A 13,684-nucleotide genomic window follows, 5' to 3' on the forward strand; every position below is an offset into this window, starting at 1 on the left:
CACTTCAAGTGGTCTTTTTTTTGTAAAGAAAATATACACAAACTTTGCAGATTCTAAACATTAAACATACTTTATTTATACATTTTTTCCTTAACATTTATGGTATTGAATGGAGGAAATTAGTATGAAACATAGCAATATAGGGAAAGTTTTATTATTAATGGGGATCTTACTGATGGGAGTCGTTTTTACTGGTTGTAGCAAAAAAACTTCGGCTTCGTCAGTCAAACACATAACTTATTGGCACGTTAATGCACAAACTCAAGGTGGTGCCACTGTTGACGATTTAGTTAAAAAGTTTAATTCAACACATAAGAATATTAAAGTTACTGCTAAGTATAATCCTGATATGTATAAGGGATTAATGCAAAACTTACAATCAGCTCAAGCCTCTGGGAAGGTTCCTGATGTTGTTCAAGTTGGCTGGGCTTATGATAACTATTTTGCAAGTAATTTTAAATATATGACGCCAACGGACGCAGCGAAAAAATTCGATGGTAACAATAAATTTATCGAGACAAACTTTGTTAAAAGAACGCTAGATTTTGCTAAGGATAGTAAAGGTAATTTGGTCGGATTGCCATATTCATTGAGTACACCGGTATTATTCTTAAACAAAGATATTTTGAGTAAATATAATATCTCTGAAGATTCACTAACTACTTGGGAAGGTGTTAAAAAAGCCTCAAAGAAGATTCATGATCAATCTGGAAAATACGGACTTTATATTCAAGAACCTGGTGATACTTGGGCTCAACAAGCACTTATGTTAAGTAATGGAGCGAAGATTCAAAAGAGTGGTAAAGCCGCATTTGGCAGTACAGATGGTATTAATGCATATAAATATTATCAAGAAATGGTCAATGATAAATTAGCCCTTCATACACCATGGGCTCAAGGAATGGATTCATTCGTGAAAGGCGATGTAGCAATGGCTTTTACGACTATTGCCCAAGCTTCTCACATTAAAAAGAGTGCTAGTTTCAATGCTATAGCAATAGTTGCACCACATTTCAAAGGTCATCAAACAGTTGTACCTGTCGGCGGATCAATGCTCGCTATTACTGCTCAAGATTCTGAACAACAAAAAGCAGCTTGGCAATTTGAAAAGTGGATGTACAAAGCTGAATCGGCGGTAGCTTGGAGTAAGGGAACTGGTTATTTGCCATCTACGAAAGTGGCCTTAAATTCAAGTGAATTCAAAGATTATGTTAAAGCAAATCCAATGATGGACCCAGCGGTTAAGACTTTAGATAAAGCAATTCCTTGGACATCATTCCCTAAGAAAGGTCTACAAGCTGAACAATCAATGATCGATGCCCGGGATAAGATTTTGTCAGGCAGTGATGTAGCATCAACTCTAAAAACAGCTCAGGACAAGATAAATGCACAACAGAAGTAAAAAAATATTACCATTTCTTTATTTATTGCCAACGGCAATTTTATTGACGGTATTTATGATAGTGCCGATTCTTTACACTTTCTATCTAAGCTTTTTTGATTGGAACCTAATTGCACCGACAAAAGAGTTTGTTGGTTTTAGAAACTACATTGAAGTGTTCACAGATCCTGTAAATCAAAAGGTGATTGGCAATACCTTGATCTATATTGTCTTTTTGGTAATTATGAATTTTGTGTTTCCTTATTTCATCTCGCTGGTAGTGAAATTCTTTATCAAAAAAATGCAAGGGACATATAAAGTATTGTTCTTCATTCCTAGTTTATTCTCATTAGTTGTTGGAGCAATGGCTTTTACTTGGATCTTGAATCCAGTCTCAGGACCAGTTGGATACATTCTGCGAAACTTTGGTATTAATTTTCCAAACTGGACTAATTCGGGAATTATGGCCATTACAGTGATCTGCATTATTACTAATTGGAAAGTTTTTGGATATAATTTCATCCTGCTTTTGACTGGTTTGGGTTCAATTCCGAAGAATATTATCGACGCTGCCACGGTGGATAATATCCCCAAGTGGAAACTGATTTGGAATGTGATATTACCGATGAACCGTGGAATTGGGATTTATGTTTTGATTTTAACTATTGTTCAAGGGCTGCAGTATGTTTTTACGCCGATTAATGTAATTACGACTGGTGGTCCTTACTACGGATCTTCCAATATGATCTATCAGACATACTTGAATGCCTTCGTTTTATACAAAACTGGAACTTCTTCGGCCTTAGCAATAGTTACCTTTATAATCTTTTTAATTCTATTGTTCATTGAAATTCGGTTTGTGGAAGGGAGGACTAAGCAATATGTTTAGGAAAAAAATCAACTTGTGGCACTTGCTGCTCCTTTTGATAGTCGTCTCTTCGTTATTGCCAATCCTGTTTATGATTTCGAATTCGTTTAAAACGTTACGTGATTCATATAGTACGATGCTGAATCTGATACCGTTGCATCCAACTTTGGAAAATTACGCCTTATTGAACAAACAGATTAATTTGTTGGGACTAACAGGTAATACTTTTTTGATGGCTTCAATCGTAACCATTGGAAAATTAGCAACTGGATTATTGACGGCCTATGCCTTTAGAAATTATGAATTTAAAGGAAAAATGTGGATCTACTTAGTCTTTGTAGCAACAATTTTTGTGCCTTTTACGATTGTTATGATTCCAAATTATTTAGTGATTTCAAAATTAAACCTGATGAATAATGTTTTGGGTGTCGCTTTGCCACAATTATGTGATGCGACCGGGATCATGATTTTCTTGAAGACAATGGAGAAGATACCAAGAAGCTTGATTGATGCGGCCCGTGTGGATAATATACCTAACCGGAAAATCTTTTTGAATATCATTATCCCAATTTTGAAGCCAAGTATCGTTAGTGTTGGAGCCATCTTTTTCATCAACTCGTGGAATGAGTATGTTTGGCCAACGTTGATCTTAAAAGACAAGACCAGCTTCACGTTACCATTGGCATTACAAAATTATATTTCAAGTGAAGGTGGGACCAATTTTCCACTGGCAATGGCTCTATCGACGATCATGGTGATTCTTCCTTTGATCATCTACCTTGTATTTCAAAAATATATTCTAAACAGTATTAGTAACAGCGGTTTAAAGTAGGAGAAATTCATTAATGAATGAGAATAATGCAACAATTGAGTTAACTGGTGTTTGTAAACAATTCAAGAATACGAAAATTATCAATAATATGGATCTTAAAATAAAAGCGGGTGAATTTTTAGTTTTACTAGGTCCCTCAGGTTGTGGTAAATCGACGACTTTAAGAATGATCGCCGGTTTAGAAAAACCGACTTCTGGAAAGCTCGAAATTGATGGTCAGAGTCTTGATTCAATTAAAAACGATGGCAGTACGATCGCAATGGTATTTCAAGATTATGCGCTGTACCCAAACATGACAGTTTATCAAAATCTGGAATATGCGCTCAAAGTTCATAAGGTTCCAGCTCAACAACGAAAGACTACAATTGATAAAGCTTTGAAAACTTTGAACTTAGAAGATTATCAAGATAGACTGCCGGCCCAATTATCTGGTGGTCAAAAACAACGGGTGGCGGTCGGTCGAGGTATGGTTAAAAAGAGTAAGATCTTTCTTTTGGATGAACCTCTTTCCAATATTGATGTGCAATTGCGGGAAAAGGCCAGGGATGAAATTCAAAACTTACATGAGAATAATCATCAAACGATCGTTTATGTAACACATGATCAACTAGAAGCGATGGCGCTTGGCGACAGAATTGCCGTGATGAATCAAGGTATTATTCAGATGATCGATAAGCCGGAGAATATTTATAATCATCCGACTAATTTGTTTGTAGCGCAGTTCATTGGCACACCGCAAATAAATGTCATAGATGTTAGTTTGGATGAAGAAAACTTGATTTTAAATGGTCAGACCATCTTACAAGTAACCAACGATAACTTGCCTTATCAAGATTATTTATTAGGCGTACGGCCAGAGCATTTGAATTGTTCCAAAGTAAAAATGAACGACTATAGTATTGCTACCACCGTCGAAGAAATCGTTGACTACGGGCGCTTCAATCAGCTGCTTTTGAGAATGGAAAGTGGTAAAAATGTGAAAGCCATAGTGACTGAGAATTCCTATACTTTGAATGAACAAGTATTTATCACAATTGATCAAAAATCATCGATTTTGTTTGATACGAAGACAAAAGAGAACTTATATTGGGGGAACAATGAGTAAACTTAAAATTATCCAGATCACTGATACTCACTTAACGCCACAAGGAGCCGTTGACGCTAATAACCAAAAAGTTAGTCCCTATCAAAAGCTAGATAACATCGTTCAATCTATCGCTAAGATGCCAAATAAACCTGATTTGATCGTTATAACGGGCGATTTGATTCATGAAGGAAATGAGCAAGATTATCAAAGACTAGCTAAAATAATTCAAGAATATCAGGACTTTTTAGAGGTTCCCTTCCAAGTTATCATGGGGAATCATGATAGGAGCAAAGCTTTCTTTTCTGGTTATTTGAAAAGCGAGCCGCAAGGTAAATATTATTACTCAATTACTGCTGGCAAAACTGACTTGTACTTTCTTGATAGCAAATTTCACGATTATGAACAAGGCTATATTGGCCAGCAACAATTGAGCTGGTTAGAAGATAATTTGATGAATAGTAAACATGATGCGGTAATTTTCTTGCATCATCCAATTGACGGACCAGCAATTCATCAGATGAGATACAGCATTTTACAAGATGGAGAAGATTTGATGCGCGTCGTCAAGGATACCTCGGTGAAGGCTATCTTTTCAGGGCATATTCATTTTGAAACGTCTTTTGAAAGAGACAATATTTTACTGCATTCGGCTGATTCAAGCGCTTATCATATCAACTGCGATAACGATAAGATCCATTATGTTTACGATGCCACTTACTATGACGTGATTACTATCGATGATGGAAATGTTGGTGTAGAGACCAAATGTATTTATCAAAGTAATGAAGTGATTAGTCACGTTGATGTAGAAGATACTGAATTTGTAGATGAGGATGTTTTTAATTAATCATTAAGACTACTTGCCACTATTTCCATAGTGAAAGGTAGTCTTTTTTAGTCGCAAAAATACCCCTAAAGTTTAGTTAACTCTAGGGGCACATAAAATATCAGTCGAAAGCTATTTTAGAAGAAGATACCATAAGCAATCATCAATAGACCGATTACCAAGGCTGTGATATACCAACTCAATTTACTAGATATTATCTTTGTGCCAAAAGTTTTTGAATTGCTAATGAAACCAACGATAGCCAAGATTGCTAAAACAGTTAAGGCTAATCCTAAAATAATAAACATAATATAATTTCCCTCGTTTCATATACATGAATCTTACATAATATTCTATCAATAATTGCAGTATATTTGCGCACCTTGAGGCTATTATTCTACAAAACTGAGGAATCGATGATTCCAAATATTTTCAAAAAAGGAAATAGTTGAGGTGGTATCCAGATAATCGTTATCAGTCGTGGTCGTCATGTTATGTCCCATGGTGATCTTGTATCCTAAACCATGTGCCATGATGATCGTAGCGTTACAACAATAATTAGTTTGAGCGCCGCAGATTTCCAAAGCTTGCAGATTGTGGCTTTGAAGAATTTGTTGCAAATCAGTGTGATAGAAGGCATTGGCATGAGCTTTTTCACTGAACAAATCTGATTTTTTAAAATCTAATCCGTCAAAAAGTTGCCAATCCTCACTCCCTTTGATTAAGTCTTGGTCATGGTGTTGGATAAAAATGATTGGTCGATTTTCTTTTCGATAGGACTGAATGCGTAGATTAGTTTTTTCAATCAAATTATTGAAGTCATAACAATCTTGTAAGGCGTTTTGGAGATCAATTACGATTAAAGTATCAGCTAGTTGTGCCATGATTAATCCTCCTAATTATTATTTACAACTTTTTGACGTTAAGAATATCACTTTCAATTTTTAATGTACATTTTGTCTATTTAACAAAATAGCTGTCTCGGTTGTTGAAGCACAAGTCACGTTCATATAAATACAGTTATTTACATCTTGAAGACTTATTACCAAATTATTTGCGAGTAAGACAAAATTAGTTTTATAATTATTTCTAACAAAATGTAGGAAATAATAATGAAAAAATTTAAAATAATTTCTTTAATAATTGGTCTAATTTTAGTTGTCTTTTTAGCTGTTGGTGGAATCTTTATTTATCGAACCCAGCAGTCTTTGAAGGCTTTGAATACAAATAAAGCTAGTGTGTCCAAAAAAATTGATCAAGGTAAACCTTTTTCGATTCTGTTATTAGGAGCCGATACGGGAACTGATGGACGAGTTGACCGGGGTAATTCTGATACAATGATGCTACTGACGCTCAATCCTCAAAAGAAAAAGATGGTGGCTTATTCGATTCCCCGTGATTCTTTGGCAGAAATGGTCGGAGATACTCCTAAGAATGTTCAAAAGATCAATGCAGCTTATAATATTGGATTGTCCAAGATGGCTAAGAGCACGGTTGGCAGTTTATTAGGAGTACCAGTCGATTATCATGTAGCAATTAACATGGAAGCTTTGAAAAAGACGGTTGACTTTGTAGGAGGGGTGACGATAACTAGTCCGATGGATGTGTCCTTTGATGGAGTGACGGTACCTAAGGGAACCCATCATTTGAACGGTAAAGAGGCTTTGACATATGCACGGATGCGCTATCAAGATCCCCGTGGAGACTATGGCCGCCAGATTCGTCAGCAGCAGATTCTTAAAGCTGTAGTCAAAAAGATGGAACAACCGAAGTATATTGTTAAAATTCCTAGTTTGATCAAAGATTTAGGCAACGATATCAACACTGATCTGACTACTTCAGAAATTGATCAGATTGTCTTGAAGTATCATAATACTTCTAAGTCAATGAATTTCAATCAACTGCAAGGACAAACTGCTTGGATCAATGGAAGTTCTTATCAAGTTTTGCCAACAGCTACCATGCAAAAGGCATCCGATAAGCTACGTGACAATCTTCATTTAACTAAGCAAACTTTGGATAATACTGAAACTAAGCTCAATGCTAAGAATGAAACATTTTTCAGTGACCCTGAAAATACAGATTATGATACTTATGGGTTAGATACGATGTACTATACTAATACCACTTATTAAACTCAAAACACCCGTTGATTCATCTAAGGAATCAGCGGGTGTTTTTTGCTGTTATAGCGTTATGTCGGCGGTTAGTTTACTTGTCTTATAAGGGAAACGAGATTCGGAAATTTCGAAAGGCTGGCCGTCATCGAGGTAACTCAACTGATTGATAACTAAAACGGGTTCACCGATTTTCTCAGCTAGTCCATTTTCGACATCAGTTGGTTTAGCGGTATCAGCGCTGATGATACGGTGAGAACCTTCAATGTGTAAGCCGGCTTCTTGTAAATGTCCATAGATTGAACCTTCCAAGATATCCGTAGTCAGAGTTGTGATTGAGGTCGGCATGACGGTGTGTTCTGAAGCAAAGACGACACCATTGACGAAACGAATCCTCCGAATAACGTAGACGGGCTCAGTTTCTGGAATCAACAGTTTGTCAGCTTCATCCTTGGTAGGAATTCGAGCGGATAATTCAAGTACTTTACTGGTAACTTTTTTACCCTGATTGGTCATGGTTGCCCCTAGAGGTTTATCGATAGGTGAAACTTTACCATACTCGCTGTCATGTTCGGCCTGATTATAATCTTTTCTAACGTAGGTTCCTGAACCTCGCTTCGAATAGATCATTCCTTCAACCATCAATAACTGTAACGCCTTATGAACAGTGATCCGTGTGGTTGAAAAAACTTTGGCAATTTGATTTTGGTCTGGCAATAATTCACCTGGAGCATAGATACCATTTTGAATTTGTGTACGAATTTGATCCGCTACTTCTTTGTATTTATAGGCCATTGTTCCAATCTCCCCAACTTATTACTGCTATTTTATCATTAAAAAGAAATAATTGTTGGGAATAAAAGCATATACTTTTATAAAAATAAATATTCACATATCTCGAAAGTGAGTCTATACTGAAAGCGTATTCAAAAATAAACAACAGAGAGGAAGGTGGATATGACAGAAAAATTACCAGAGAATTTCTTTTGGGGTAACTCCACTTCGAGCATGCAAACTGAAGGAGCCTATGATCTTGGAGGTAAGGGCAAGTCGGTTTATGATATTCGACCTGCTACAGAGAATAGTTCTGATTGGCATGATGCGATTGATGAGTATCATCGTTACAACGAGGATTTTGATCTGATGGCACAACAAGGGATGAATTTTTATCGTTTTCAAATTTCTTGGAGCCGAGTCAATCCGCAAGGCGATGGTGAGTTCAATGAAGAAGGCATTCAATTTTACAGTGATTTGATTGACGCTTTGTTGAAACGCAATATAACGCCAATGATTTGTCTATATCACTTCGATATGCCGCTGCATTTAGCTGAGGAATACAACGGCTTCTTGTCTCGACATGTGGTCGACGCTTTTGTTCGTTACGGCCGGGAAATGGTTAAACGTTTCGGTGATCGAGTAAAATACTGGATCACTTTCAACGAGCAAAATCTATATCATTCTAGTGAAGCATTCCGAATTGCAGGGTACTTGACTGGTGACAAGACGGTCGATGAATTGTATCAAATAAGTCATCACGTTATGCTGGTACATGCCGGAGTAGCAAATTATATTCATGACCAGACTGATTGCCTGATTGGAGGAATGTTAGCTTATAGTGAAGTTTATCCAGCAACATCTGATCCAAAAGATATTCTTTATGCACGCCAGATCAATGAATTCATGAATAATGATCTCTTGGATGTGTTTGTTTATGGTCGTTATTCAAATGAAGTTATGACTTTTGTCAAGAATCGTGCAATCGATATGGATTATCGTGAGGAAGATTCGGATACTTTGGTTAAGGTTTCATCTGATTTTATTGCATTTAGCTATTATAGAAGCGACACCATTAATTCCAAAGCAGTTCCAGAAGGTACAATTCCTAATTATTATCTTGATAAAGGAAACGAAAAGAATCCTTATCTCAAGGCATCCGAATTCGGTTGGCAAATTGATCCATTAGGATTTAGAGATGTTTTGACAAAAGTTTATAACGAATATAGCGTACCTATGTTTCCGATTGAGAATGGTATCGGTTTGCGTGAGAAATTCGATGGTAATGAAATTCAAGACAACGAACGGATCGAGTATCATCGCGAACATATTCAAGCTATGAAAGATGCCATTTTCAAAGATGGGGTTAAAGTGCTTGGATATCTTGGCTGGGGATTGATCGATATTCCAAGTTCCAGCGGAAATATGGATAAACGTTATGGAACGGTTTATGTCAACCGTACCAACCATGATTTGAAGGATATGAAACGTGTACCAAAGAAGAGCTATTGGTGGTTGCAACATGTTATCGCTACTAATGGTGCAGATTTATCAGATTTGAAATAATCTAAAAGATATTTTGGGGGCGAAATTATGGAAAGTAATGAAACAACGTCAGAAAAACTAGAACATAGTTCATTTCTTGACAAGTTCACTAAAGTTTCAGTGACTGTTGGTAATTGGGTTTATCTAAGGTCACTTCGTGATGCTTTCGCGGTTATCTTACCAGTGTTCATTATTGCTGGATTAGGAACACTGTTAAATAACACAGTTTTTGTTTGGCTATTCAAGGGTGCCACATTGGCTAAAGTTCAAGTCTTTGGTAATGCCATCGCAAATGGTACTTTAAATGTCGCTGGTGTTTTGGTTGCACCAATGATCGGTTACATGTTGGCTCGTAATAAAGGCTTTAATAATCCTATTGCTGCAGCCGCAATGGCTTTGGCTTCACTCTTTATCATGATGCCAGGTCAAATTTCTTTAACCGGTCTAAATGGGAAAACGATGCATACTGTTACTGGTGGTATGAGTTATTTAAATACCGGTACACAAGGTATGTTCGGTGGTATTATCGTTGGTTTGGTTGCCACAGCCATTTTTATCAAACTAGCCGGAATTAAAAAGTTACAAATTAATTTGGGTGAAAATGTTCCACCTGCAGTCAGTCAATCATTCAGTGTTTTGATTCCTGCTTTGATTTTGATGTCACTCTTTGCATTGATTGCTGCATTACTATCAGGTCTATTCAATGCCGATTTGATCAATTTGATCAAGAATTGGATTCAAGAACCACTCAGAGGTTTCAACACAAGTATCGTCGGTTTCTGTGTCATTTACTTCTGTGCTAACTTCCTCTTTACTTTGGGTATTCACCAAACTGTTATTTCAGGTTCTTTGATGGACCCACTTGTTTTGATCAACATGAATCAGAATATGTTAGCTTATGCTCATCATGCAGCTATTCCTAACATCATCACAACTTCATTCGTTTCAAACTACGTACTAGTTGGTGGTTCTGGTTCAACTATTTCATTAATTATTGCTATTCTATTATTCAGTAAAGTTAAGTCTAGTCGAGACGTGGCAAAACTTTCATTGGCACCTGGTATTTTCAATATCAATGAACCTATGATCTTTGGTTATCCAATTGTCTTCAACCTACCTATGATGATTCCATTCGTCTTGTTCCCAGTGATTGGTGCTTTGATGGGTTACTATGCAACCTTGTTCGGCTGGGTTTCAAGAACCGTCGTCTTAGTTCCATGGACCACACCTCCACTGATTGGACCATATCTATCAACTGCAGGTGATTGGCGTTCAGTCGTACTACAAGTCATAATTTTGGCAGTCGGTGTTGCTTTGTATCTACCATTCATGAAGATCAGTGAACGTGTAGCCGCAAAACAAGCTGAAATGCACCGTGAAGAAGCTAAAGCCTAATTATGAAAATTTGGTTTAGTTATTTAGCGGTAGCTGCTTTGATCCTCTTAGGATTATTCGATCTAGTGAATTTTGGCTTAAATCTTACGACTGTCAGTACCTTTGTTGTAGCTATTTTGTTTATCGTTGAGTTAAGAAACAAGTTGGCTACTAATAAGAAAAAATGATGAAAAATCTCACATTAATTTGTGGGATTTTTTTGTTATATGAAAGTAAAGCTTCTATAATCCATAGTGGGCAAGGTTATTAAGTAAATTCCATCTTATCAAAATAAAGCTTTTATATGATTTATATAATGAACCTTAGAATGGAGGGATACGCACTTATATCAGTTTCCACTGTTAACCATGTGTATACACATGTTCACAAAACCTACACACGTTGGCAATTCTGTGACTTTATTTAAAGAAAATGTGATTTTAATCACAAAATTTGGTTGTTTTAAATGTCTGTAAGCGTTACCATAAAAATGAAATCAAACAAAGGAGAAAATGATAATTATTTCTTGAGCGAAACGAACCACTTTATAAGTTAGGGGATGTTTTAGATGAAGAAAAGTTTATCTAAGTCAGCTTACGGTGGCATATCTGGAGAAAAATATGTACCGTATGTGACTGATCAAGATAATCATGGCGGCAATTCTGTGGTCATGATTATGGGTGCCATCTTGGCAGTTATCTTTGCCGCTTCGACAGCTTATTCAGGAATGAAGGCTGGATTGACGGTTGCTGCTGGTATTCCAGGGTCAATTATTGGTTCTGGTTTGATTGCGGCTTTTGCCAAGAAGAAAGGTATCCTGGGAAAAAATCTCATGCAAGGAATGTCCAGTGGTGGTGAATCCATTGCCAGTGGGATGATTTATGTTCTACCTGCAATTATTATCATTGGTGGACGCGTCAATTTTATCTCTGGGGTTTTTGTCGGAGCCTTAGCGGTACTCTTTGCAATTGGGACGGCCTCCTTAGTTCAAAACTATTTGGTTGTTGAAGAGCATGGCAGGCTGGTATATCCAGAATCAATGGCTATCTCGGAAGCCTTAGTTGCTTCTGAAGCTGGTGGTGATTCTCTGAAATTTATGGGGATCGGTTTTGGAATCGGTGGTATTTTGACACTTTTGACGACGCAAGTATTTGGCTGGGTCAATAGTACGATCACCTACATCGGTAACTCGTTTTATCGTTGGAAGATGTCGACCGAAGTTAATCCAATGTTAGCCGGAATTGGTTTCGTAGTCGGGCTAGATGTTGCTTTAACGATGTTTGCTGGGTCGATTCTTTCTAACTTTGCTATTACGCCATTGATTGCTAATTTTACGCAAATGGCTGGGAATCATGCTAAAGACTGGAATGATGTTTCCATCGCGGTTAACCAGATGGGTGTCGACCAAGTTGCCGGTTCTTATTCGAAATATATCGGTGCCGGGATGATGCTCTGTGGTGGTATCGTTGGTGCGGTTAAATTGATTCCAGTTATCGTTACTTCAATTAAGAAAACTCTTAATGCCAGAAACAGTGGTGGTGACGATCGCAATATGCTAGGTATTTGGTCTTTAGTTATCGCTGTTATCGCTATCTTCGTTGTTGGTTTCTTTATTTCTGGCAATATCGCCATGGCCTTTGTTGGTGGTATTTTAGCTTTGATTTTAGCTCTATTATTCGTTATCGTTTCAGCACGTTTAGCTGGTACGATTGGCTGTTCTAACGCTCCAGTTTCCGGTATGACAATTGCTTCATTAGTTATTATGACTTTAGTCTTTGTCATTTGTGGCTGGACTAGCAATGCACATAATCAAACACTATTACTATTCGGTGTCTTCATCGTTACAGCTATTTCTGTTGGTGGTGCCTACATGCAGACACAAAAGGTTAACTATATTATCGGTGGTAACAAGAATGAAATGATGAGATACTTCATGATTGCTGCCATGATTGGTGTCATTGTTGTAGTTGGTACTACAGTAATCCTTGAACCTCAACTTAAAATTACAGGTTCAAATCCACCATTTGGTATGCCTCAAGCTAACTTGATTGCTACATTGACGACCGGTATCATGTCTGGAAATTTGCCTTGGATCATGATCATCATCGGTGTCGTTATGGCCATCGTTTGTTGGATGTTAGGTTTATCAATTATGACGGTTGCTTTAGGATTCTATCTACCAATTTCCACGACTTCAATTATCTTAGTCGGTGCTTTGATCAAACTATTGATCGAAAAAGTTACGGCAGATAATGAACTCAAGGACAGACGTGTGCAAAGTGGTGTCAGTCTTTCATCTGGTTTAATCGCTGGTGGTTCAATTATTGGTTTGATTGGTATTATCTTGCACGTAACTGGTGTCTTGAGTGGCAAGATGCCATCCGGCTTTGCCGGCAGCAATGAAATGGGCTTGATCCTCTTGGCAGTCCTAGTAGTAAGCATTATTATTCCATTATTAAATATTAAAAAAGAAACAAAATAATTAAGGGGCGATAAAAATGGCAAAACGTCCACAATTGACTGAAGCAGATTTAAAGAAGATGGTTTTTAAAAAGAATCCGGCAGTAACTTTTGAAAGAAAAGCCGGTATCATTACCATCGTGCGTGAACAAGATCATCCGATTCAGAAGTTTTTCCGGAAGCTGCATGTCAGAATTCCTGAGAAAACTTATTTGGAATTAGACGAGTATGGCAGTTACGTCTTTACTAAGGTCAATGGTCATCGTAATGCCTACGAAATTGGTAAGGAACTGGCCGAAAAATTCCCAGATACTGACCAATATCGCTATACGAGATTAATTTTGTTTTTACAACAAATTGAGAATGTTGATCATCTAATTGAACGTGTATCATAGGTATTATAAAAATAAATTAATGGGG

14 protein-coding genes are annotated in these 13,684 nt (G+C 37.1%); 11 read left to right on the plus strand and 3 right to left on the minus strand.

Going from position 1 to position 13,684, the window contains the following annotated elements; translation table 11 throughout:
- Positions 1-124 precede the first annotated feature (124 nt).
- The 5 genes from ACG72T_RS03010 to ACG72T_RS03030 are packed head-to-tail and all read left to right on the plus strand — an operon-like array spanning position 125 to position 5,015.
- Positions 125-1,402 carry an ABC transporter substrate-binding protein gene (locus tag ACG72T_RS03010; RefSeq protein WP_395264530.1) on the plus strand — a complete coding sequence of 426 codons (1,278 nt, stop codon included), beginning with the start codon at positions 125-127 and terminating at the stop codon, positions 1,400-1,402.
- Positions 1,386-2,270: a carbohydrate ABC transporter permease gene (locus tag ACG72T_RS03015; protein WP_395264531.1), complete on the plus strand. Its 885-nt coding sequence runs from the start codon at positions 1,386-1,388 to the stop codon at positions 2,268-2,270. Before ACG72T_RS03010 ends, ACG72T_RS03015 begins: the two co-directional genes overlap by 17 nt.
- On the plus strand, positions 2,263-3,081 hold the full coding sequence (locus ACG72T_RS03020) for a carbohydrate ABC transporter permease (RefSeq protein ID WP_395264532.1): 819 nt from the start codon (positions 2,263-2,265) through the stop codon (positions 3,079-3,081). Before ACG72T_RS03015 ends, ACG72T_RS03020 begins: the two co-directional genes overlap by 8 nt.
- Before the next feature lie 13 nt (positions 3,082-3,094).
- Complete coding sequence (locus tag ACG72T_RS03025; protein WP_395264533.1) at positions 3,095-4,186, plus strand: ABC transporter ATP-binding protein; 1,092 nt, start codon at positions 3,095-3,097, stop codon at positions 4,184-4,186.
- On the plus strand, positions 4,179-5,015 hold the full coding sequence (locus ACG72T_RS03030) for a metallophosphoesterase family protein (protein ID WP_395264534.1): 837 nt from the start codon (positions 4,179-4,181) through the stop codon (positions 5,013-5,015). Before ACG72T_RS03025 ends, ACG72T_RS03030 begins: the two co-directional genes overlap by 8 nt.
- Before the next feature lie 116 nt (positions 5,016-5,131).
- Here ACG72T_RS03030 and ACG72T_RS03035 read toward each other — a convergent pair whose 3' ends face one another.
- Positions 5,132-5,302 carry a hypothetical protein gene (locus ACG72T_RS03035; RefSeq protein WP_395264535.1) on the minus strand — a complete coding sequence of 57 codons (171 nt, stop codon included), beginning with the start codon at positions 5,300-5,302 and terminating at the stop codon, positions 5,132-5,134.
- A gap of 84 nt (positions 5,303-5,386) precedes the next feature.
- Positions 5,387-5,878, minus strand: coding sequence for a cysteine hydrolase family protein (locus tag ACG72T_RS03040; protein ID WP_395264536.1), 492 nt, complete (start codon positions 5,876-5,878; stop codon positions 5,387-5,389).
- 228 nt (positions 5,879-6,106) lie between these two features.
- Here ACG72T_RS03040 and ACG72T_RS03045 point away from each other — a divergent pair, with 228 nt between their 5' ends.
- Complete coding sequence (locus tag ACG72T_RS03045) at positions 6,107-7,129, plus strand: LCP family protein (RefSeq protein ID WP_395264538.1); 1,023 nt, start codon at positions 6,107-6,109, stop codon at positions 7,127-7,129.
- A 51-nt stretch (positions 7,130-7,180) separates the two neighbouring features.
- Here the strand turns inward: ACG72T_RS03045 and ACG72T_RS03050 are convergent, their stop codons facing one another.
- Positions 7,181-7,906 carry a GntR family transcriptional regulator gene (locus ACG72T_RS03050; protein WP_395264540.1) on the minus strand — a complete coding sequence of 242 codons (726 nt, stop codon included), beginning with the start codon at positions 7,904-7,906 and terminating at the stop codon, positions 7,181-7,183.
- A gap of 162 nt (positions 7,907-8,068) precedes the next feature.
- Between ACG72T_RS03050 and ACG72T_RS03055 the strand changes: the two genes are divergently transcribed.
- From ACG72T_RS03055 to ACG72T_RS03075, 5 genes are all read left to right on the plus strand, one after another.
- On the plus strand, positions 8,069-9,451 hold the full coding sequence (locus ACG72T_RS03055; RefSeq protein ID WP_395264541.1) for a glycoside hydrolase family 1 protein: 1,383 nt from the start codon (positions 8,069-8,071) through the stop codon (positions 9,449-9,451).
- Positions 9,452-9,478: 27 nt separating this feature from the next.
- Positions 9,479-10,825: a PTS sugar transporter subunit IIC gene (locus ACG72T_RS03060; RefSeq protein WP_395264542.1), complete on the plus strand. Its 1,347-nt coding sequence runs from the start codon at positions 9,479-9,481 to the stop codon at positions 10,823-10,825.
- Between the two features lie 2 nt (positions 10,826-10,827).
- Positions 10,828-10,992, plus strand: coding sequence for a hypothetical protein (locus tag ACG72T_RS03065; RefSeq protein ID WP_395264543.1), 165 nt, complete (start codon positions 10,828-10,830; stop codon positions 10,990-10,992).
- A gap of 380 nt (positions 10,993-11,372) precedes the next feature.
- Positions 11,373-13,286, plus strand: a complete 1,914-nt coding sequence (locus ACG72T_RS03070; protein WP_395264544.1) for an OPT/YSL family transporter — start codon at positions 11,373-11,375, stop codon at positions 13,284-13,286.
- A 34-nt stretch (positions 13,287-13,320) separates the two neighbouring features.
- A complete protein-coding gene (locus tag ACG72T_RS03075; RefSeq protein WP_395264766.1) occupies positions 13,321-13,659 on the plus strand; it encodes a PqqD family peptide modification chaperone in 339 nt (112 codons plus the stop codon).
- Positions 13,660-13,684: the final 25 nt, after the last annotated feature.

This window comes from Companilactobacillus sp. FL22-1, assembly GCF_043951805.1.
Lineage (GTDB): Bacteria > Bacillota > Bacilli > Lactobacillales > Lactobacillaceae > Companilactobacillus.

What these genes read in the sequence shown, in the direction of transcription:
- ACG72T_RS03010 (WP_395264530.1), top strand. Translation starts at nt 125, where the DNA reads ATGAAACATAGCAATATAGGGAAAGTTTTATTATTAATGGGGATCTTA.
- ACG72T_RS03015 (WP_395264531.1), top strand. Translation starts at nt 1,386, where the DNA reads ATGCACAACAGAAGTAAAAAAATATTACCATTTCTTTATTTATTGCCA.
- ACG72T_RS03020 (WP_395264532.1), top strand. Translation starts at nt 2,263, where the DNA reads ATGTTTAGGAAAAAAATCAACTTGTGGCACTTGCTGCTCCTTTTGATA.
- ACG72T_RS03025 (WP_395264533.1), top strand. Translation starts at nt 3,095, where the DNA reads ATGAATGAGAATAATGCAACAATTGAGTTAACTGGTGTTTGTAAACAA.
- ACG72T_RS03030 (WP_395264534.1), top strand. Translation starts at nt 4,179, where the DNA reads ATGAGTAAACTTAAAATTATCCAGATCACTGATACTCACTTAACGCCA.
- ACG72T_RS03035 (WP_395264535.1), bottom strand. Translation starts at nt 5,302, where the DNA reads ATGTTTATTATTTTAGGATTAGCCTTAACTGTTTTAGCAATCTTGGCT.
- ACG72T_RS03040 (WP_395264536.1), bottom strand. Translation starts at nt 5,878, where the DNA reads ATGGCACAACTAGCTGATACTTTAATCGTAATTGATCTCCAAAACGCC.
- ACG72T_RS03045 (WP_395264538.1), top strand. Translation starts at nt 6,107, where the DNA reads ATGAAAAAATTTAAAATAATTTCTTTAATAATTGGTCTAATTTTAGTT.
- ACG72T_RS03050 (WP_395264540.1), bottom strand. Translation starts at nt 7,906, where the DNA reads ATGGCCTATAAATACAAAGAAGTAGCGGATCAAATTCGTACACAAATT.
- ACG72T_RS03055 (WP_395264541.1), top strand. Translation starts at nt 8,069, where the DNA reads ATGACAGAAAAATTACCAGAGAATTTCTTTTGGGGTAACTCCACTTCG.
- ACG72T_RS03060 (WP_395264542.1), top strand. Translation starts at nt 9,479, where the DNA reads ATGGAAAGTAATGAAACAACGTCAGAAAAACTAGAACATAGTTCATTT.
- ACG72T_RS03065 (WP_395264543.1), top strand. Translation starts at nt 10,828, where the DNA reads ATGAAAATTTGGTTTAGTTATTTAGCGGTAGCTGCTTTGATCCTCTTA.
- ACG72T_RS03070 (WP_395264544.1), top strand. Translation starts at nt 11,373, where the DNA reads ATGAAGAAAAGTTTATCTAAGTCAGCTTACGGTGGCATATCTGGAGAA.